The 20350-nt window shown below is 52.1% G+C and carries 14 protein-coding genes and 2 tRNA genes; 3 read left to right on the top strand and 13 right to left on the bottom strand.

Annotation, left to right across the window (positions count from 1 at the left end):
• Nucleotides 1-58: 58 nt before the first annotated feature.
• Together MWN76_RS14990 and MWN76_RS14985 are read left to right on the top strand one after the other, a co-directional pair.
• Nucleotides 59-1897, top strand: coding sequence for a VWA domain-containing protein (locus MWN76_RS14990; RefSeq protein ID WP_250462473.1), 1839 nt, complete (start codon nt 59-61; stop codon nt 1895-1897).
• Between the two features lie 14 nt (nt 1898-1911).
• Nucleotides 1912-3759, top strand: a complete 1848-nt coding sequence (locus MWN76_RS14985; RefSeq protein WP_250462471.1) for a BatD family protein — start codon at nt 1912-1914, stop codon at nt 3757-3759.
• A gap of 156 nt (nt 3760-3915) precedes the next feature.
• Here MWN76_RS14985 and MWN76_RS14980 read toward each other — a convergent pair whose 3' ends face one another.
• The gene (locus MWN76_RS14980; RefSeq protein ID WP_250462468.1) at nt 3916-5052 is read right to left on the bottom strand and encodes a hypothetical protein; all 1137 of its coding nucleotides are present in this window, start codon (nt 5050-5052) and stop codon (nt 3916-3918) included.
• Between the two features lie 386 nt (nt 5053-5438).
• Here MWN76_RS14980 and MWN76_RS14975 point away from each other — a divergent pair, with 386 nt between their 5' ends.
• Nucleotides 5439-5630: a hypothetical protein gene (locus tag MWN76_RS14975; RefSeq protein ID WP_250462466.1), complete on the top strand. Its 192-nt coding sequence runs from the start codon at nt 5439-5441 to the stop codon at nt 5628-5630.
• A 571-nt stretch (nt 5631-6201) separates the two neighbouring features.
• Here the strand turns inward: MWN76_RS14975 and MWN76_RS14970 are convergent.
• The 12 genes from MWN76_RS14970 to MWN76_RS14915 form a co-directional block, all read right to left on the bottom strand.
• Nucleotides 6202-7284 carry a glycosyltransferase family 4 protein gene (locus tag MWN76_RS14970; RefSeq protein WP_250462464.1) on the bottom strand — a complete coding sequence of 361 codons (1083 nt, stop codon included), beginning with the start codon at nt 7282-7284 and terminating at the stop codon, nt 6202-6204.
• Entirely contained in the window at nt 7272-8405 is a 1134-nt protein-coding gene (locus MWN76_RS14965) for a glycosyltransferase (RefSeq protein ID WP_250462462.1), read from the bottom strand. The genes MWN76_RS14970 and MWN76_RS14965 overlap by 13 nt, the downstream gene beginning before the upstream one ends.
• Nucleotides 8406-8639: 234 nt before the next feature.
• Nucleotides 8640-10784 (bottom strand): FkbM family methyltransferase, encoded by a 2145-nt coding sequence (locus MWN76_RS14960; protein ID WP_250462460.1) that lies wholly within the window; start codon nt 10782-10784, stop codon nt 8640-8642.
• Between the two features lie 47 nt (nt 10785-10831).
• A complete protein-coding gene (locus MWN76_RS14955; protein ID WP_250462458.1) occupies nt 10832-11458 on the bottom strand; it encodes an ATP-binding cassette domain-containing protein in 627 nt (208 codons plus the stop codon).
• A complete protein-coding gene (locus MWN76_RS14950; protein ID WP_250462455.1) occupies nt 11451-12185 on the bottom strand; it encodes an ABC transporter permease in 735 nt (244 codons plus the stop codon). Before MWN76_RS14950 ends, MWN76_RS14955 begins: the two co-directional genes overlap by 8 nt.
• A gap of 28 nt (nt 12186-12213) precedes the next feature.
• Nucleotides 12214-13686 (bottom strand): polysaccharide pyruvyl transferase family protein, encoded by a 1473-nt coding sequence (locus MWN76_RS14945; RefSeq protein ID WP_250462453.1) that lies wholly within the window; start codon nt 13684-13686, stop codon nt 12214-12216.
• A gap of 136 nt (nt 13687-13822) precedes the next feature.
• Nucleotides 13823-15235 carry a mannose-1-phosphate guanylyltransferase/mannose-6-phosphate isomerase gene (locus tag MWN76_RS14940; protein WP_250462451.1) on the bottom strand — a complete coding sequence of 471 codons (1413 nt, stop codon included), beginning with the start codon at nt 15233-15235 and terminating at the stop codon, nt 13823-13825.
• Between the two features lie 14 nt (nt 15236-15249).
• Nucleotides 15250-16122, bottom strand: a complete 873-nt coding sequence (locus MWN76_RS14935) for an NAD(+) kinase (protein WP_250462449.1) — start codon at nt 16120-16122, stop codon at nt 15250-15252.
• A gap of 195 nt (nt 16123-16317) precedes the next feature.
• Complete coding sequence (locus MWN76_RS14930; RefSeq protein WP_250462447.1) at nt 16318-17316, bottom strand: 1-aminocyclopropane-1-carboxylate deaminase/D-cysteine desulfhydrase; 999 nt, start codon at nt 17314-17316, stop codon at nt 16318-16320.
• Nucleotides 17317-17610: 294 nt separating this feature from the next.
• Nucleotides 17611-17687 (bottom strand) — tRNA-Asp (locus tag MWN76_RS14925).
• 62 nt (nt 17688-17749) lie between these two features.
• Nucleotides 17750-17825 (bottom strand) — tRNA-Val (locus MWN76_RS14920).
• Between the two features lie 94 nt (nt 17826-17919).
• The gene (locus MWN76_RS14915) at nt 17920-20271 is read right to left on the bottom strand and encodes a DUF6351 family protein (protein WP_250462445.1); all 2352 of its coding nucleotides are present in this window, start codon (nt 20269-20271) and stop codon (nt 17920-17922) included.
• Nucleotides 20272-20350 lie beyond the last annotated feature (79 nt).

Below are 20350 nucleotides of genomic sequence, written 5' to 3'. Positions count from 1 at the left end.
GGAACGCCGAGCTCCAGCTCGGCACGGGCCGCAGGCCCACCAACCGGAGGCCAATCACATGAATTTCCTTGCCGACCTCCACCAATTCCATTTCCTGCGCCCGCACCTGCTGTGGCTGCTGATCCCCGCCGCCCTGCTCTGCTGGGCGCTGGCCCGCACCACCCTCAACAGCGGCCAGCTGCAGAAAGTCATCGACCCGGAACTGCTGCCCCACCTGGTGCTGCGCGGCGGCAGCAAGCGCCCGTGGCTGTTCGGCCTGATCTTCGCGCTGCTGGCGTCAGCGATTGTCGCCCTGGCCGGCCCTGCCTGGCGCAAGCTGCCGACGCCCGTCTACAGCAACCAGGATGCACTGGTGATCCTGCTGGACCTGTCGCCGTCGATGATGGCCACAGACCTGTCACCGGACCGCCTGACCCGCGCGCGCCTGAAGATCCTCGACATACTGCGCCAGCGAGAAGACGGCCTCACCGCACTGGTGGCCTACGGCGGCGAGGCCCATATCGTCACCCCGCTGACCGAAGACACCGCCACCATCGCCAACCTGGTGCCGGCACTGTCGCCGTCGATCGTTCCGGTGCCCGGCAGCAATATCGAAATGGCGGTGGAGACCGGCATGCAGCTGCTGAAGGACGGCGCCGCCGGTCGCGGGCAGCTGCTCGCCGTCACCGACGGCATCGACGAGAGTGCGCTCAGTACCGTCGCCGGCCTGGTGGCTGGCCGGGATGTCAGCCTGTCGATCCTCGCTGTCGGCAGCGGTGAAGGCAGCCCGATTCCACGCGGCAACAGCGGCGGCTTCGTCACCGACAGCAGCGGCTCCATCATCATCGCCGATTTCGATGCCGGCCAACTGGGCAAGCTGGCCCGCAACAGCGGCGGCCGCTTCGCCGAAATCAGCGTCACTGACAGCGATATCGCCGCCCTGCTGCCCGAGGGAGAGACGCCGGAACAGGCACAACTGACCGAGCGCGAGTTCGACCAGTGGCGCGAAGAGGGCCCCTGGCTGGCACTGCTACTGCTGCCGTTTGTCGCCCTGCTGTTCCGCCGCGGCGCCCTCGCCTGCGCCCTGCCCATCGCGCTGCTGCTGTTGCCGCCGCAACAATCCCAGGCTGCAGAGGGCGATCTGTGGCTGCGCGACGACCAGCAGGGCCGGCGCCTGCTGGAGGAAGGCAAGGCGGAACAGGCAGCGAAGACGTTCAGGAATCCCCAGTGGCGCGGCACCGCCAATTACCGCGCCGGCGACTACCCGGCCGCGCAGAAAGACTTTGCCCAGAGCGGCGACGCCCGCGGCCTGTACAATCTCGGTAACAGCCTGGCGCAGCAGGGCCGCTACGGCGAGGCCATCGCCGCCTATGACGAAGCCCTGAAGCAGCAGCCGCAGATGGCCGATGCCGAGCACAATCGCGAAATCGCACAGAAACTCAAGGAGCTGCAGCAAAAACAGCAACAGCAGCAACAACAGTCCGGCCAGGACCAGCAACAAAAACAGCAACAGGACCAGAAGCAACAGCAATCCGGCCAGCAACAATCCGGGCAGAACGAGAACCAGCAGCAGAACCAACAGAATGCCGGCTCCCAGAACAGCCAGCCCCGGGATCAACAGTCCGGCAAAAAGTCCCGCGACGGCGAGCAACAGAACGCCGAAAAGCAGAAGCAGCAGGGCCAGCCGAAAAACGGGGAGCAACGGGAGCAGCAGGGCCAACAACAACAGGCCGGCGCCCGGGAAAGCGACCTGGACCCCGAGACCCAACAGGCCCTGGACCAGTGGTTGCGCCAGATCCCGGACGACCCGGCCGGCCTGATGCGCGAGAAATTCAAATACGAAAGCCTGCAACGCCGCCGCGCCTACCGCAGCGGCGAATGGCAGCCGCCGGAAAACGGCGCTACCCAGAGATGGTAGGAGAGGAATACGGAATGATGAATTCGGAATACGGAATATATAACTTCCCTCTTCCTCCGGGAGAAGGGCCGGGGGAGAGGGCCCGCCCGGGGAACACCGAGCTCGGGAGCGCCCCCCGCCAGCCCGCCGTAGGATGGGCAAAGCGCAGCGTGCCCATCGATCCTCACAACCAACGCAGGAACCCGCTCGCAGGCGAACATTTCCATTCGCTTGCAAGCAAGCTCCTACAGCTACTGCTTCTGTTAATGCTGGCCACCACCGCCCACGCCGACGACCAACTAACCGCCACCGTCGACCGCAACAAAATCGGCATCGACGAAACCCTGACCCTGCGCCTGCGCTATTCCGGCAATGAAAGCGGCGGTCAACCGGACTTCGAACTCCTCGAACAGGATTTCGATATCCTTTCCCGCCAACAATCCAACCAGTACCGCGTCATCAACGGCCGCGCCGAGAGCTTCGTAGAATGGATGCTGACCCTGGCCCCCAAACGCGAAGGCAAACTGTTCGTCCCCTCCCTGCACTACCAGGGCGCCGTCTCCGACGCCATCCCCATCACCGTCACCGCAGCCGGCGCCAGCCCGGACGCAGACGAGCGCCAGGCCTTCCTGGAAGTGGAGCTGGACAAGGATCGGGTGCACGTACAGGAACAGCTGCTGGTCAAAGTGCGCCTCTACACCACCATCGGCCTGCACGATATCGCCACCGAGCCTCTACAGGTACCCGGCGCCCACGTGGAAAAGGTGGATGAGCAGCGCTACGAAAGGCGCATCAACGGCGTCGGCCACGCCGTCTACGAACTGACCTACGCCGTCTTCCCGGAAAGCTCCGGCCAGCTGACCATCCCGGCACTGAGCTACGTCGCCGTCGCCGGTCGCCGCGACCCCTTCTCGCTGTTTAACCGGAATACACAGAGACTGAGACTGCGCTCACAACCGCAAAGCCTCGAAGTCCTGCCCAAACCCGACAGCTACAGTGGCGCCAACTGGCTGCCGGCCGCCAGCCTCGGCATCGTGCAGAGCTGGAGCAAGGATCCGCAGACCTTTACCGTAGGCGAGCCCATCACCCGCATAGTAACCATCCGCGCCGAAGGCCTGCGTGCAGCCCAGCTGCCGCCGCTGCCCAAGCTCAATGTGGAGGGACTGAAGACCTATCCGGACCAGCCTCAGCAGGATGATCAACTGGGCCAGAGCGGGGTTATCGGCAGCCGTATTGAGACTACGGCTATCGTTGCGACCAAGCCCGGGGACTATCAGTTGCCTGCCGTTACTGTGACTTGGTGGGATACCAAGACCGGGCGGCAGCGGGCGACTCAGTTGCCGGCGTTTCGGTTTACCGTGACCGGCGCGGCATCAGCCACAGCAACCCAAGAGCCCGGCGGTTCAACCGGCCTACAGCCTAACGGGAGCTCCCTGGAAGACCAGAGTAACTTCTGGCGCAACCTGGCCATTGCCGCCTTGGCGTCGCATCTTTTGTGGCTATTGTATTTCTTCCACCAAAGAAAGAGCCAAAACCCGGCACCCGGCCCTGCCAAGCCGCGGCCAAGTGCAGAGCGGCAGGCTCAAGCGCTGGAACAAGCGGTAGAAAGTAACGACCCGACACAAATTCAGCAGGCGACCATGAACTGGATACGCGCCCGCTGGCCCAACGCGGCAGGAAACAACCTGAGCGAAATGAATGAGCAACTGGACTTTGAAGAACTGGAGAAACTACAGGATCAATTGGATGCCGCCCTTTACCTGACACCACCAAAACCGCTCAATACGCAGCAGATAAAAATATTGATAAGTCGATTACTCAAACGGGAAAAGACAGAGGAGAACAAGCCGGAGGGACGGTCTCTTCCAGATCTATTCACATAGCAACTACATATCTTTTGATTTGGATTGAACTAATTCAACAACTACAACAAAGCAAATCCAGCAAAAAACCGGCAATTGTCAAATCGGACCTGAACCACTACGGTCAACCACCTCCAGACAGCTAGTCAACGTTAACGTGAATCAGCCACACTTCTTCTACATCTTCAGCCTATCCCGTATTTCTTCTAACCTCTTTTTCCGCTCCTCAATTTTACTCCGAGACTTCCCTTTACCTGGCATTCTCTCGACAATATCTGCGAGAATACGAATCCTCCGACTTATAAAATCGCCCGCCAGCAGACGACCAACCTCTAAACTAGGAATGTCTGGCTCAACAAACTTTCCGCCCTCGTCAAAGGATTTCCATGAAGCAGGCACACGCGCATATTGCTCCAGCCACTCCATATCTGCCTCAACATACGAAGCCAACTTAGAAAGAACATCATCAGGCAGACCTTCTGGCTGAGGAAGCGATGAGGAAAACTCCTCAAAAGATTTGGCGACGTAAGGAGCCAACTCAATGTTGAACTCTGCACGTTCCATGATACCGTCAAGTGCACGACATATAGATGCCACAATACCGATATGCGCCAAAGATCGTGCTGAATTAAGTCTTGGCATGTCGATGATTGGCAAGGATCGTGGAAGACCAGCCACAGAAGCAAGTTTCTCAAAATACCCTGGAAACAGATCATCATAGAAGAGTATGCTAACTGCATCAGCACCCAGCATTTTTATCCACTGCTCCACTTTAGGCCTATGCAAAAAAGTAGCAATAGCTGGCTCGCTTTCTGTCAATCTTTTTGCGCTTTCACTTCTATTAATGGAGTCAATACCAGAGGACACTTTTGCCCTATAGAAAGATGATGCAGACCTAGTATTCCACTTTATCGCCAACATCGCATAAACGGAGCGAATAACATCGGTATAAAACCGCGCAACATAGACTATTCGCAAATCATATTCTTGAAGTGCTTCTATTACCCTCTTAACCGGTCCCTTACTCAACAAAGAGAATGCTTCACTACTAATAAACACATACTCACAATTCGAATTATGTATTTCATCCCTAAGCTCATCCCAACTGCCAAGATCTGATTTAAATCGATAATCCCCCCCAACATCCCAAGCTAAATTATGCTGCCCATGAATCCGAGCATCAGATTTCCCAGTACCTGTAACAGGGTAGAGGACGCCAACATCCTCAAGCTCTGCCCGATTAGATCGCAACGCGGATTGAAGTGATGTCGATCCAGTTTTATGCGGACCGATATGCAAGATTATTTTTTTCATAGCGTAATTATCAACCATTTCAGGCCAAATTTTTTAGAACTTCGAAGCTTACCTCTCTTCTCTTGATCATTGAAAATCAGGAGAGCATCAGGGAATGATTCTGGCTTTTAGGTGGGGTCTATCAATCGCTTACGGGGTACTGCCTTATCGGCCCCTTCAGCCCATGCTGCCAAGACGCGTATGGATTCGCAAAATAGCTTTGCCCCCCAGCTCTTCGACAAGCTTCTCGTGTTGAGAAAACTCCTTTCCGTTATCCAGAGTCAGGGTGTGGCTGACGCGCCTGACCTTGCGCAACATGTCAGCCATGGCCGGGCGAACAGTGTCAGCAGCTTCGGCCTTACAGATCTGTGTGCGTCGCTCTCTACGAACGCCACAAGAGTCCCTGAATGGCCATGCTCGATAACAAAATCACCTTCCTGATCACCGATTCTGATCCCCTCATCGACCATAACAGGGCGCTCGCTGACTGGCCTTCAGGTCCGGTCACGCCGGTCGCGTCCCGAGGCATAGCGCTTGCGTCGCTTCTTCTAGCAGCGAAGGCGGGTGTGGAGATCCCACCGGCACGCTTGTTCTCCTAGACATACAGATAGATCGCCTAGGTGCTCGCAAGCTCGGTGCTGTCCGATAACTACTCCGGGCTCGGTCAACACGTAACTTCTCTTCAATCGTCAGCCAATCACTGACGCTGATCCGGCATGCGTTGCCAGCACTGACAGGCCAGCCGGTAGGCCTGCTTAAGGAGCTAACCTTGCTCCCCCGCGATTGAGTCACAGCTCCCGGATTATCGTTGCCGGGCCATGCCCGATCAACTCTAAATCTCGATTTAGTTGTGCCCTGCTTTATTCAGGGTGAATCTGGTACCGTTCTTCCTCGGTGAGATGATGATATCTCATCTGTGCAAGTTCAACGTGGCGGTTAAAGGGCTATAGAGGCTGCTCCATCTCACCCCTTCAACTCAGGGCATCGAAATTACACTTCGCTCTGAGATCCGAGCTATTATATACCACCTCTCTATTAGGCACTTCAACTGTTTGGCTTTTACTATAGCTAAAGTAGGGAAAATTATCTCTATAAATTTCTCTTGTTTACCACCCAGAAGCACGAGGACATGGACAGACATTTAGCGCCGATTTATTTTTTATAAATTCCTTAAATAATAGACTCCATTACAGCCAGCGTCTCCACTGATGCTCTCCCCCAAGAAAACTCTTCAGATCTTCGCAAGGCACGCAGCTGCAAGTCTACGACTTTACTGTGGTCCTGCGTAAAAATCATTAGCGCCTTAGCTATCTCACTCTCACTCTCCGGGTCCACTATCAGAGCCGCATCCCTGGCAACTTCAGCCATAGCCCCTACATTGGCTGTAAGGACGGGAGTACCCTGACTGTACGCTTCAACGATGGGCAAGCCGAAACCCTCATACAGGGAAGGAATCAATAACGCTCTCGCCTCTCTGTATAACCTCGGCAATTGGTCATCGGCGACATAACCGAGAATCTCCACTCTACCTTCTATATCCAACTCCCTGATTTTATTCTCTAGTTTCGATATTCCCCACCCCTTGCCGCCGCAAATTTTTAGCGGTAGCGATTTCGCTGTCTGAGCCTGATAGAGAGCATAAGCATGCAGAAGACGATATAGGTTTTTACGTGGTTCGATAGTACCCACAAAAAGGAAATAATCACCCACAGGGCCAGGCTCATCAGATATCTTTAGGAAAGGAGCCTCATAAATAGTATGCACCTTTTTAGCGCAACCGGGAAAAGATTGCTCCAACTCCCTCGCGGTGCTGCCTGAAACTGTCACTACAGCGTCCGCCCTCTTCAGCGTCGGCGGCATCAAGATTCGCTCAAGTTGCAAACCGAGATAAGACATGGTCTCCGGAAACTTCTGCCAGACCAAATCATGAATCGTAACCATTCTAGACACGGTTGGACCAAGCCAAAGTGGCAAGTGATGTCTCGGAGACCAAAAAAGTTCGACTTCGTCTCTCCATGCCCAAATAGGGAAAACAGTTTGGGCAAACAAAGACCCCATATTGGCCCGCCGGACATTACCACAACGAACTGTCACATTAGGGTAAGAGAGAAAGTCAGCCAATAGAGGTTGGTGACTATATAAGTACCATTCATGTCTGCTTTTTACTAAATATTTCAGTATTGCATAGGTATAGCGACCAATTCCAGTGGTAGGTGTCGACAGGGGACGAGCATCCACAGCTATTTTCGCCATGTTTGCATATCCTCTCGGCTATTCAGTACATCGCGATAAAGCTTTTGGTATGCTACTGCCATCTGCTCTCCAGTAAACAACTTTTCATAACGCTGGCGCCCCTTCCACCCTACACGTTTGGCTTTTAGGGGATTTCTCCAAAAATCGCCCATAGCCTCACGAAGTGCTGTAGGGTTAGCAGGAGGGATTACATGGCCAGTCTCTCCATCACGATTAACATAACTGGTGCCGGTACCTATCTCGCAGGAAATCAATGGTTTGCCATACATCAATCCCTCGATCAAGGTGACTCCAAAAGCCTCCGACCGTAAATGCGAGGGAAGAACCACTGCTCGACAGAGATTCATTAGAGCTACTTTTTCTTCATCACTCACAAAACCAGCAAAAACTACATTACTTGCCTCTAAATCGTTTGCGAGAGCTTTGAGCCGTCCAAGCTCCGGGCCTTTTCCCGCTATGACCACCCTGTAGGGTTGTTCTACAGCGGCTCGAATCAAGTACTCCAGCCCCTTGTAATAGCGCAATACACCAACAAATAGCATAAAATCTCGCCCATAGTATCGCTCCGTGGCAGCCAGTAAGTCACCAGAGGGTTCTGGATACTCTTCTTCGGAAATCCCTAGAGGAATTACTTCAACCTTGCCCCTATATTTGGCTAATACGGGGCTACTAGCCACATAATTCTGGGATGTCGCCACAATTCGGTCAGCTCTGGCCAAAAAGCAGCTCATTAATGGGTAATACAAGACATTTAGTAATTTTTGCCTGACAACATCGGAATGATACGTAACCACTAGGGGACGCGATCGCCCCCCCAAGAGGTAAGCAAGATCCCCAAAAGGCCACGGAGAATGAAAATGAAAAACACTGGCGCTGTGGCGCCACAAGTTGGCAACAATTCCAAAACCGACACAACAAGACGCCACAGAGAACCAACGCTTTGATGCTGATACCGGAACAGCCCTTCTCCCAACAGAATAATCTGCTTTACTAGCAGCCAGTGTAACCACACTGGAATGAGCTGTATTCTGGGCGACTTCCAGAATTATTTGCTCCAGCCCACCTTGTGACTCCGGAAGGAACGTCCTATAACAGTGCACAATTTCAGTTTTAACACCCAACCTCAAAACCTCTTATATCAATAGCACACTTTCCACTTTGCTTATACTCCAAATTTAAAAAGTATTAGCCAGTCTTAAGTATATATGAAAGATTGTTTAAAACTCACAAAAAACCTAAAAGGTCTCCAAATCATGCAAATTCCCATGCAGTGACTGAGTACAGTCACTCAGACTCAGAGCTCTTTCTCACCAATTCAGAGAACAAGCTCTCGCCTTAGAAAAGAGGTTCCATTTTTAGCAGAGGCTTTCAAGTAACTTTTCAGTCGCCAACTCCCACCTATACTTTTCGGCAATTGTACGACCCTTCTCAGATAGGGTTGCACGACATTTCGAATCTGATTTAATCTTAAGAATTGCCTCAATCCATTCCTCTTCGGAATAAGGATCAGCGAACAATACTGCCCCATCAAGCAACTCTGTCATTGCAGGCCTTCTACTACATATCGATGGAGTACCTAAAAGTGCAGCCTCAAATGGAGGCAGCCCAAAACCTTCGTAAAGGCTGGGGAAAAGCAATACAAGTGCCTTACTAATTACATAGCCCGCTTCCTCATCCGACAAACGCCCCAAGAACTTTACCCTATCCTCAAGCCCCAATTCGAAAACTCGATGTCTACAACGCTCATTATCTCCAATCATCAACAACTGAAATCCTTCTAGACGTTGATCCCGAAATGAAGAAAAAATAATATCGACATTCTTATGGAAATCGTGAGAACCAAAAAAAACAAGAAACTCTTGGTCTGGCAACTTAATATCGCTCTTGCCGGAAAGAACTGGCAGCCCCACCACCCCATTATAGACAACCTCGATTTTTTCAAGACTTATGTCAAGCAATCGAGATATGTCAGCCGCACTTGATTTACTTATTGTTATAATTTTACCCGCCTTCTGAGCAATCGCCCTAAAACGGCCATTCCATTCCCGCGAAACCTCCGGAAAAATATCAGGAAACAGCAATGGAATAACGTCATGAATCATAACAACTGAATTCTCAGGCAATTCATCTGGACACCAATGAATTGAAGAGTAAAAATGTACCCAATCAGCATCAACTTCCTTGTGGTGTTCGCTAGAGTAAAACTCTCGGCTTGCCTTATAACACAAATTTTCGAACAATGCTTGCGACACACGACCTATACCGCGCCGATCCTTAAGTGGCCCCATACAGAAAGCCACATTGCCATCTTCAAACTCCAAGTATGCGAAACGCTTAGAAGAAGATTTCACGTCAAAAGATGCGATAGCTGAGCAACGAGAAAGACCGGGCACTAACGCTAGCAACTTTTTTACATAAACCTTTAACCTGGGATAATCGGAAATCCATATCCGAGCATTCCGAAAAGTGTATCTAAAAATAGTTTTTGGATTTAGCTTTCTTAATGGTTTTGTCAAAAACCAAGAAATACTGTTTTCCATCAGATAAAGTTTATCATTAGCCTCAGACAGACGTGCCTCAGACTCGGAAAGGTGCGAACGAGATATAGATAAATCCGCGTGAATCAACTGCAATTCCTTCTCCGATGTTAACAGCTTATGCTGCATATAATTGAGGCTTTCTTCACGAGCATGTAATTGAGCCCGCAAATCATCAACATACTCATCAGAGGCCTGTAACTGTGTCCGAAGCTCATCAACTAACCTTCCATCAGCCGTACTCAAATCCTGAGAGCACGATGAAGCTTCAGAATATTCAGCCAAAGCGAAATCATCAAAAGTATTAGGCGGAAACCTAAACTTTTCTCGAAAATATAGCTTATCTCTTTCAAGATAGAACCGATTTAACCCATCCTCATATACCAATTCATAGCCAGCATCCAAAACTATTGGCTCCCATTCGTGGCTATTATCTTCTACCGATAGAGGTTTCGTGGTCTCAACCAAAATTATCCAAGGCCTGTTGCTGCGCCAGTCATTCCCCATGAGAACAGCGCGCTCCAAACCCTCAACATCAATCTTAAGAAAGTGCACTATGCGGCCTGCAGGCACATACTCTTCCCACACGTCACGCAATGTGCTAACCGGAACCTCCTGCTTCTCTATACCCCAACCATTTTTCTTGTGATCCTCTGCGATGCTTGCATCAAGAGTTGATAGACCTGTACCCTTAATAATATTGAAGTTGGCAACACCTTTTTCACTGGAAAGTGCACACGCTAAATTAATATCTCTTTCTCTCTCCTCCTCAAGCTTGGAAAAAAATTCAGGGTTTGGCTCAATATTTATTCCTTGCCAACCACGATCATAAAATGCCTTGGTTACTGAGTGCTCACGAGGCCAAGCAGCACCGACATCAATATAAAAACCAGACTCAACATCGCTCAACACACGCCACAGCATGACATCTTCAAAATTTTGCGCAAAAGAAAAAAACTTCATCAGTATTACCAATCAAAAACTTTACCCAAGCCCTAACCAAACCCTTTTTATCTAGCAATCAACCGTCCTGACTCAATAGTAAAGGCTCTATTAGAATAAGCATCAAAAGGAGTTCGTTTCCGAGAAAATGCAACAAGGGCATCAGACTGCTCCATTAAATATCTCACAATATCGTCGACCTCTTCTCTAAATTCCGGGTCACTCAAGCCAATATTTTCATCAATAACAAGCAGCCCGTAACTATTTAACAAATATAAACATAATGCGAAACGGGACTTCAGCAACGATGGGAGAGAAGAAAGCGCAGCATGTGATCGATCATCTAGCTTGGCAAAACTCAGGATGTTTCGCACCTTACGCCTAGAAGTCGACAGACTAGAGTTAAAGTTCAGATAACGAATCATTGCATTGTCATATAAAGACAAACTTGGCTTCAACCCCAGCCCTTTGTTTACTAGAAGGTTAACCCGCCCGCATCTATCGACTACCCCTCTATCAGGAGACAAAAAACCGGCTATTGCTTTTGCCAGAGTTGTCTTACCTGATGCAGAAGCGCCCTTTATAACAACAACATCGCCCTTTCGTATATCCAAGTCAACATTAATGAGCACCGGAGCACCTTTTCCGTAGCCATAGGAAGCCTGCGACATAGAAATCAGCCCACCTTCAAACATATGAGGCAAATCCCTTTCGAACGAGCTTACTACAACCCCACAACAACAGTAGTAAAACCGGAATCAAAACAATAAAAAAAACATACAAAGTTGGCGGTAACTCACGCCCCAACACCGGTGAGCGCATCACTTCGATCAGATAGTAAAAGGGGTTATATACCATCAACTTTTGGAGTCCTGGCGCATCGGAAGAATCCCAAATTATTGGCGTAGCAATGAAGAAAACATTCATCATTGACGATATAAAGTGGGTTACATCAGCCCTCACGAGACAAATAAACGCCAAAATACATGCCACCAAATACACAGCAACAAACACCAAAGCCATACCTAACATAAACAACAGAAGCGATACAACTGCCACATCTGTCAACACACAAGTCAAGAAGAGCGACCAAGACATTAGCAAAGAAGCAAATAGGAATTCCCGCATCACTCCTTTGAACACAAAAAAGAACAGCCTTGCATTATCGAAATATATAAACTTTTCATTATTTATCAGAGCCACACAACCGTACTGGATCGATCCAGAAACAAACCCCCAAAGAGAAACCCCCAACACTAAATACGGTAAATACTCCGCTGGTGGCTTACCTAAGGCTTTAGTATACACCCCCCCCAAAACTGCAACCTTGAAAACAAAAGCTAACAAATACCAAACAATACCGAGGTTCGTTTTTTTATACCTTACATTCGCTTCTAACTGAACCAGCTTCCAGGCAGACAAGAACTCCCTAAAGGGAGAAAACACCAATTTAAGAAAAGGTCCGCTTAACATGATTCACCGTAGATTGCGCCGACTTCACGGCCTCCGCAACTTCAGCCTGCAGAGGAATATATTGCTCAGGACTCTCCATAAAAACATTAAAAACTTGATGAAATGAATCAATAGAAAAATCTCTCAAGGGGATGTACCCAAATTTCCCTGATGGAATTGCAGCCTTGATTAAACGATCAATTTTTCCCGCATTTGAACCAACCGATATTACAGGAACCCCAGCCAGCAATGAAAAAATATAGCCGTGGAACCTAGATGTAACAGACAAATCAACCGTTTTATAGAAATCAATAAATTTCCGAGTATTTCCATAGTCATATGTTATGACTTTTGCCCCATACTCACTCACATACTTATCGTAAAGTTCTAAGTCATCTTTACTTTGTACAACAAAGCACACGTCGTGTTTCTTGCAAAGGAAATCAATACTCTCGTTGCACCCTTCGCGATATCTTTTCATGGCGTTTGCAGCAAGAAGATTCTTTGAATCCAACAGTGATACAGCAACTCTCAAACGCTTTCTAGGCTTACCAAGCTTTTGCTTTGAAAACTTCTTACCAAAAGAAAAAACAATATCATTTGTTGTGCAAACCTCGGTTTCAACTCCGCAATCTTCTACTAAAACTTCCTCGTCACGCTTGTTGCGAACCACTAACAATTCACACCCACCGAGGGCATGACGATACATCTCGCGACCCCGTGCAGATTTTATCCCTTGTGTACCGAGCCCGATACCAAGGGTTCTCTTCCCCCTACTTTTCGCGTAAAAAAGATAATCACAGTAATTCATCGCGTTATTAAAACACGAATCATAAAGAACCCCTCCTCCACCAAGGGCAACAATATCTGCGCCGTCAACATCACAACGCCGAAAAGGAGGTCGTGCTAGACGGATGTACGCACCCTTGAACGACTTTTCTAAAATCTTCACCGCAGACTCAGTTATAGCATCATCACCGGCATTACCAAACTTACTTGCTGAGACTACAAGAATAGTAGGCGTTTTATTTGTAAGTTTTGATTTTATTTTATGCAACAGAGGGAAACCACGTTGATATTTTACAGCTCTTTTTATTACATGCTCAACGCTTAACCTCCTGTACTTATGATTAAGGTCTGGGCATGAAGTCACGCCATCCTTCACGTAAACATTGAAGACAGAGTTACCAAATGCATAAACAAAACTATCTTGCACCGAATCTACAAAAGAATCGTCATATCTATCTATTTGTGCCTTATTTAGCACAACCACTTCATATTCATCGACATTCTTGAAATAGCTAAACTGAACCGGCTCCAATTCAGGATAGTATTCAGAAAATTCAAATGGCGCTAATATCCGACCAGTAATACCTAGACCATCAACAAAACTTTTGGCCTGCAGCCACATCTTGTCATGTGCAGGAAAAATGTTCTCAGTTCGAACAAACGCTTTCAATTCATCAATCATTCCAAAACAACCATATATTGAATGAAGCTTAGAGTTAGCCTTCAAAGCCTAGAAAATAACTGCGAGCATACATGTATTGCCCAAATATCTAATGCAACTTTTTGAGGTTAGCTACATAATTTCGAAAAAGCACCCCTCAAGAGCGCCCATACTTATCATCAAATCGAACAATATCGTCCTCCCCTAGATAACTACCACTTTGGACTTCTATCAATTCAATAGGAAGAATACCTGGATTCTTCAGTCTATGTTTCGTGCCGATCGGGATATAAACACTCTCATTCTCAGAAAGCATAGTCTCCTTTCCCTCTCGCTCCACAATCGCAGTACCTGAGACAACGACCCAGTGCTCAGCGCGGTGGTGATGCATTTGCAGGGAGAGACTTGCTCCTGGATTGACGGTGATACGTTTAACCTGAAACCGAGGTCCACTGCCAATGGAGTCGTACTTACCCCAAGGGCGCACAACTTCGCGGTGAAGCTCGTGCTCGTTCCGACCAGCTACCTTTAATTTACTGACAATAGCTTTCACTTCTTGCGCCCGACCTTTAGGAGCCACCAACGTTGCATTCTTGGTATCCACAATAACCAGATCATCAACACCTACAGCAGCGACCAAGTGATCTTCACCGAAGACAAGAGAATTTTTACAATCTTCCAGAATCACATCACCCAAGGCGACATTACCTTCCTCATCTTTCTCCAGAGCTTCCCAGAGCGAGGACCATGACCCCACATCGGACCAACCACAATCTAGTGGAATCACGTAGCCGACTTTTGTTTTTTCCATTACCGCGTAGTCAATACTGTCTTCTGGTATATTCTCCACATCGGATTTCTGTAGGCGCACGAAGTCGCTTTCTACAACTGCATTTTTTACTGCATTTTCAGAAGTCGCAGCGATGGCTGGCGAATGAGTGACAAGCTCGCTCATAAGGGCCTTAGCTCCGAACAGGAACATTCCTGCATTCCAATAGTAGCTACCATCATGCAAGTAACTCTGAGCGGTTGCCAAATCCGGTTTTTCCACAAATTGAGCAATGCGCTTAATATTTTCCGCGTCGCCACCAGCCTTTTGGATATAACCGTAACCAGTTTCCGGCGCGGTTGGGACAATGCCGAAAGTGACCAACCCACCCTCTGAGCTCGTCTGCAGACCTCTATCCACCGCGTCATGAAATTGCTCCACATCGTCAAGCAGGTGGTCGGCAGGCAGTACCAATAGATTAGTATCCCCGTCATCCTGAAGCGCAGTGAGGGCGGCAAAGGCTATTGCCGGAGCCGTATTGCGACCAACCGGCTCAATAATGATTGTCAGATCGTCGAACCCAATCTCTCTCGCCTGCTGCGCCACCATGAATCGGTGGTCTTCGTTACAGACCACAATCGGCTTGGAATAACAACGAACACGCTCCAGTGTCTGCTGCAGCATGGTCTGCTCGCCAGTCAGATTGAGCAGCTGCTTAGGCAACATACGACGGGATTTAGGCCACAGGCGAGTGCCAGAACCACCACAAAGAATGACCGGAGTTATGGTCCGATTTTCCATTTACTTCCTCGTTCTTAATTATTCTGCCAGTTCAACTTGGAACGACATGTTTCGTAAAAATTATGATCAATAGGGTGAATAAGGGTCAGTCTATGCGGTTTCTTATGAATCCGAATGACGTCACCCGGCTCAGTAATGACCTGATCATGACCGTCACAAGTTACATGCGGATTAGCGGTGTTGTGTTCACCGACAATGATCTTGAACTCGCTACTGCCCTCGACAACGATAGGGCGACTGCTGAGGGTGTGCGGATTCAACGGTACCAGCACTATGGCATCCAGCTTAGGGTGCATGATTGGCCCCCCACCTGACAGGGCGTATGCCGTCGAGCCCGTAGGCGTAGAAATAATTAAACCATCAGAACGTTGGGTGTAAACGAATTGACCATCTATATAGAGATCGAACTCAATCATCCGAATAAACTCACCCGGATGGATAACCACATCATTCAGCGCAGAGCCCTTCCCGATCGGCTTCCCATCCCGAGTCACAGACATATCCAACAGAAACCGGCTCTCAGCCATATACTTGCCGGCCAGCACCTCACCAACTTTCTGCTCAATTTCATCGGGAGTAATATCGGTAAGAAAGCCAAGACGCCCGCGGTTGATTCCGAGTAACGGCACACTGAATTTGGCCAGGGCACGGGCAGCGGCCAGGAGGCTACCGTCGCCGCCTACCACAATCACCAGATCACAGAGCTCACCGAGTTTGTCTTTGGGTGCCACACGGGCGTTGTGGTTGGGGGCGGCGCTGGCGGTTTCCTCTTCCAGTACCACTGCAAAGCCCTCCCGCTCCAGGAACGCCATCAGGCGTTTGAGCGAGAGTACGGCACTGTCACTTTCAGTGCGGCCGATCAGGCCGATGTTTTGAAATTCCGACACCGCTCCCCCATGGTGCCCGAATCTGGGCCCAGCGATTGTTGATGCTCTTCTTTTGTCGGTGCAGCTGGCTAATTTTTGTGCACCTTTTTGGGGAATGCTCCCCATAAATTGTGACAGGCGATTATGCCTTAGCCGCAGACCCGAGTCGAACCAGTAGAGCGGGACAGTATTGCTTATCCCGCAAAACGCGAAGCGCTACTCAGGCCTGAAACCGCGGCGCCCTTGGAGGCCTCCTGAGTGCAGGGCCAGAATCCGCGCTGAGGCGTCCAGTTGCCCCACCCTGGCAGTCTCACAGAGGCCGTACATCAGCTTCGCCGTATAGACGGGATCGAGCGGGATGCCCGCCTGGCATTCAAACTCCCTTTGAAACGCCCTCAGGTGGTGGGGGCATTTGGCATAGCCGCCGCAGTGATACTGGTTTTTCAGATGGATTTCTTGCCGGGAAGTTCGACAGATCGGATCAACTGCTCCCTCCCCACCCATCTCCTCACGGGTAGGAGAGGCGTGCTGGAGCCTTTCCGACCAATACTCTGTGTCGCGGGCAATTGAGTGGCCGGCTTTGAGTACTTCCACGCCATATACCGGCGTGGCTTTCAGGCCGGTGCTCAACCCGGCCACAGTGACTCCGGTCCCGCATGCCACCCAGACTTGAGAAAACCTGATCGGACATGTCTTATCAATAATTTTTCCCAATAGTTGTGCGCCTCTGGCACCGGCCAGATTGGCGCCGCCCTCGGGGAGGTAGACTGCTTCAGCCGGATCAATGTTCAACTGTTCGAGGAAGCCGGGGTGGTTGCGCGAGTGGTATTGTTCGCGGCTGACGAACCTGAACTCCATACCAAACCGCTCTGCGTCGCGCAGTGTCGCACTCGACAGGCGCGGGCGTTCGCCGCGGATGATCCCGAGGGTTCTGAAGCCGAAGCGGGCGCCGGCAGCCGCGGTAGCGTGGAGATGGTTTGACCAGGCGCCGCCACATGTGATTAGGGTATCGGCGCCCTGCTCTCTCGCCGCGATCAGGTTATAGATCAGTTTGTAGGCTTTGTTGCCGGAGATCAGCGGGTCGAGGAGGTCGTCGCGACGGATCCAGAGTTCGATACCGGGGAAAAGATCACTTTCGATCTTTTGATAGGGGACTTCGCTGGCAGCCTGAATAAAGGCTTGCAGGTTCAGGCTGGTCAGGTAGCGGGGTGGCATGCTCGATGGTTCGCTGGCAACGGTTCTGGCAGATTCTAACGGCATTGGGTGTGGGATTGGTTTTCTTGGGGGCAGAGGTCCGCGATGTGCGGGGTCTGCTCTTCATTGGCGCGAATGGAGCGACTGGTATCGAACAGTTTGGTGCGCATGGCGCACCCTACGGCGCGGTGGCCGGACCTGGTCCAGAATTCAGTCCACCGGCACCTGGATTCCGGCTTTCGTCGGAATGACGAAGTCGGTCTATAGCGATCATACAAAAAAGCCCCGCTCTCACGAGCGGGGCTTTTCTGAATATGGCGGACCGGACGGGACTCGAACCCGCGACCTCCGGCGTGACAGGCCGGCATTCTAACCAACTGAACTACCGGTCCGCGATTACCTGTCGAGTGGGCTTTTTGCTCTTCGTCTGCAAGCAGGCTCCTGCAACAGGATTTGGTGGGTGGTACAGGGGTCGAACCTGTGACCTACGGCTTGTAAGGCCGCCGCTCTCCCAACTGAGCTAACCACCCATTTTGCGCTCTGGGCTGTGCCCCTCGAGCGACGCGAATCATACCGGATTGAAGTCGGGTGTCAACAAAATTCACGCCAAAAACTTAATTGGTTTCAATCACTTGCCTGCTGCCCCTGCGGGAGTGAGACGGGGATTGGCTGCTCCGGCTCCACCGCATCCGCGGGCTCTTCTCCGGCGAGATGATTCACCGGCCGGCGGTAGTCGGGGGTGATCGACTGGCCGGCAATCTCGACCGGGGCCTTGCCGGGAATCAGGTCCGCCGTCGGTCGCGCGATATCCGGCTGGTTGTAGTTGCAGACGCCGGTGGGGAAAATACGCTCCATATCCTCGATATGATCGGCGATCTCCCTCGAGTAGGGCCCGTAGGCGCCCTTGGCCAGGGCCCGCGGAATCGGCTGCAGGGCGCACTTGAAGACATCGCCGGTAATCGGCCCGCCGGCCACCTGGCGCGGCGTGCTGTAGATCGGGTATTTGCGCATGCAGGGGCCGGTCGGCTGGCTGTTCCAGGCGCCATTCCACACGCCCGCACCCGCGGCGATCACATTGCCCTCGCTGTCGAAACACTGGTCACTGGCGTCTATCGGCCGGTTGGCGGCAACGCCGGCTTGCGGGTTCTCGATGATGTTCTGCATCCAGCGGTCCATCGTATCCAGCGCCTCGTCCAGGGGCGTGTAGTCCTTGTGGCTGACCCAGATCAGCTGGTTGTCGGCATGGCCACGGGCGCGCCGGATCCGCTCGCGGGCGGAGAAGGACGCCGACGCGTGGTGCATGTCCAGGTCTCCATCCAGGTAGTGACGGAGATCGATGATCGGGATTTCCACGTCCCCCAGGAAGACATGGCCGGAGCGGTAGATCCCCTCGATGGCCTCGCGCCGGGCGCGGGTCCGCGGGGCCGGGTTGTCGAGGTTGCCCAGGTTCATGTTCTGCTCGCTCCAGACTGACAGCTGGACCGGAAAGAGTTCGCCGTTCAGGAACCAGAGGCGTTCATCGTTCTGGTTCAGCGGTTTCTTCCAGCCGCCGATGGTGGCGTTCAGGCGCAGGAAGGTGTCGACGGAAATATCGCCGCTGACCAGGGCTTCCAGGCCGTACTGGACGCCCTCGTTATCCCAGGCGCTGTTGGCGTAGCCGGTGTCGTCGGCACCGTAGAAGCGCCGCAGGTCCTCCCAGTGGGACCAGTGGGTACGGCTGGCGACATCGTCGGCGTAATTCTTGATGAAGTGTACAAAACGCGGGTTGTTGACCAGCGGTACCAGGCCCCGCCAACCCTGGGTGCACTCGGTGGCCCCCTCAGTGCCGTCGCGGTAGCGGCCGTCGAACAGGGCGGCCGCCTTTTTCAGGATGCCAAAGCGGCTCTCGACCTCGCTGCTGGCGGCCAGCCCCTCGATCACGGTGCGCTCGTCGGCATCCCGCCAGCGCGGGTTGTCGGCCTCGACCACATCGAAGAAGTATTCCAGGGGCTCGCAGTCGAAGACATAGATGGTCTGGCTGACCATATCCGGATAGGAGTAGAGCGGCAGCGCGGCGTCCAGCAGGCCGGGCGCATTCTGCGCAAACAGGTATTGCTGGATGGCGCCGCCGGAACCACCGAGACCGACGGTGTACATCGGCTCGCCGTAGAGTGCGGTGAACTGCTTCTTCAGCCGGCGCGCCGTGTCCTCGGCCAGCCAGATATCGTAGTGGTTGCTGGTCTGGTTGGCACTGGAGTATACGATTCCGTAACCACGTGCCAACTGGTCCGCGCGCCGCTGTACGATATCGCTCCTGCTGATGTCCCCCTGGCGCCGGCCGATGCCGACACCACCACGGAGCTGGTAGATCAGGCGGCGGTTCCAGTTGCCCGGACTCGGGTTCTTGGCCGTTTCCCCCTCGCCCTTCAACACCGCAATGGCGTAGAAGAATCGATTGATGGTGCCGGTTTCCAGGCGCACGATGAAATCGGTGGTGCGGCCGTTGACCGTCACCTGGTCGATATCGCCATCGGCATCGTCGAGCGGATGAAAATCCCCGTCTTCGGTGCTGCGGTAAAAATAATCCACCGCGGTGGCGTGACTGCAGTCGCGGCTGTAGCCAATCACCTCCTCGGTGCGCTCGCCCTCTTCACCGAGCGCGAACACCGGCACCCCTTCCCCCTTCTGGTTGTCCACCAGCGGCTGGCGATTGGTGACCTTATTCTCGCCGCAGTAGAAGGGATACGTGGATGGCCCGGCGAACAGCGTTTCTGACGGCCCCACCTCGCCGACTGCGATGGGAAAGGGAAAATATTCCGGCGGGCGTTCCATGACCCGCGGATGCGGGCCGGAATAGGCGGGCCGTGGCTGGTGATCCAGGGCCCCCTCCGGAACCCCGACCACGGGCGCTTCCGGCACACCGGGAATTCTCGGCAGTTTCTGGTAGCCAACCCAGCCGCCGACACCGACAACCACCACCAAAACAAGCCCGACCACAGAGAGTATCCTTGCCCTCCAACGCGACATCTGCGCCTCCACACTACTTATCTGGTACTGCACTGAAGTATATGTACGG

This window comes from Microbulbifer litoralis, assembly GCF_023634065.1.
GTDB lineage: Bacteria > Pseudomonadota > Gammaproteobacteria > Pseudomonadales > Cellvibrionaceae > Microbulbifer > Microbulbifer litoralis.
Note: the sequence above shows the minus strand (reverse complement) of the source record. Positions and strands in the feature narration are given on the sequence as shown.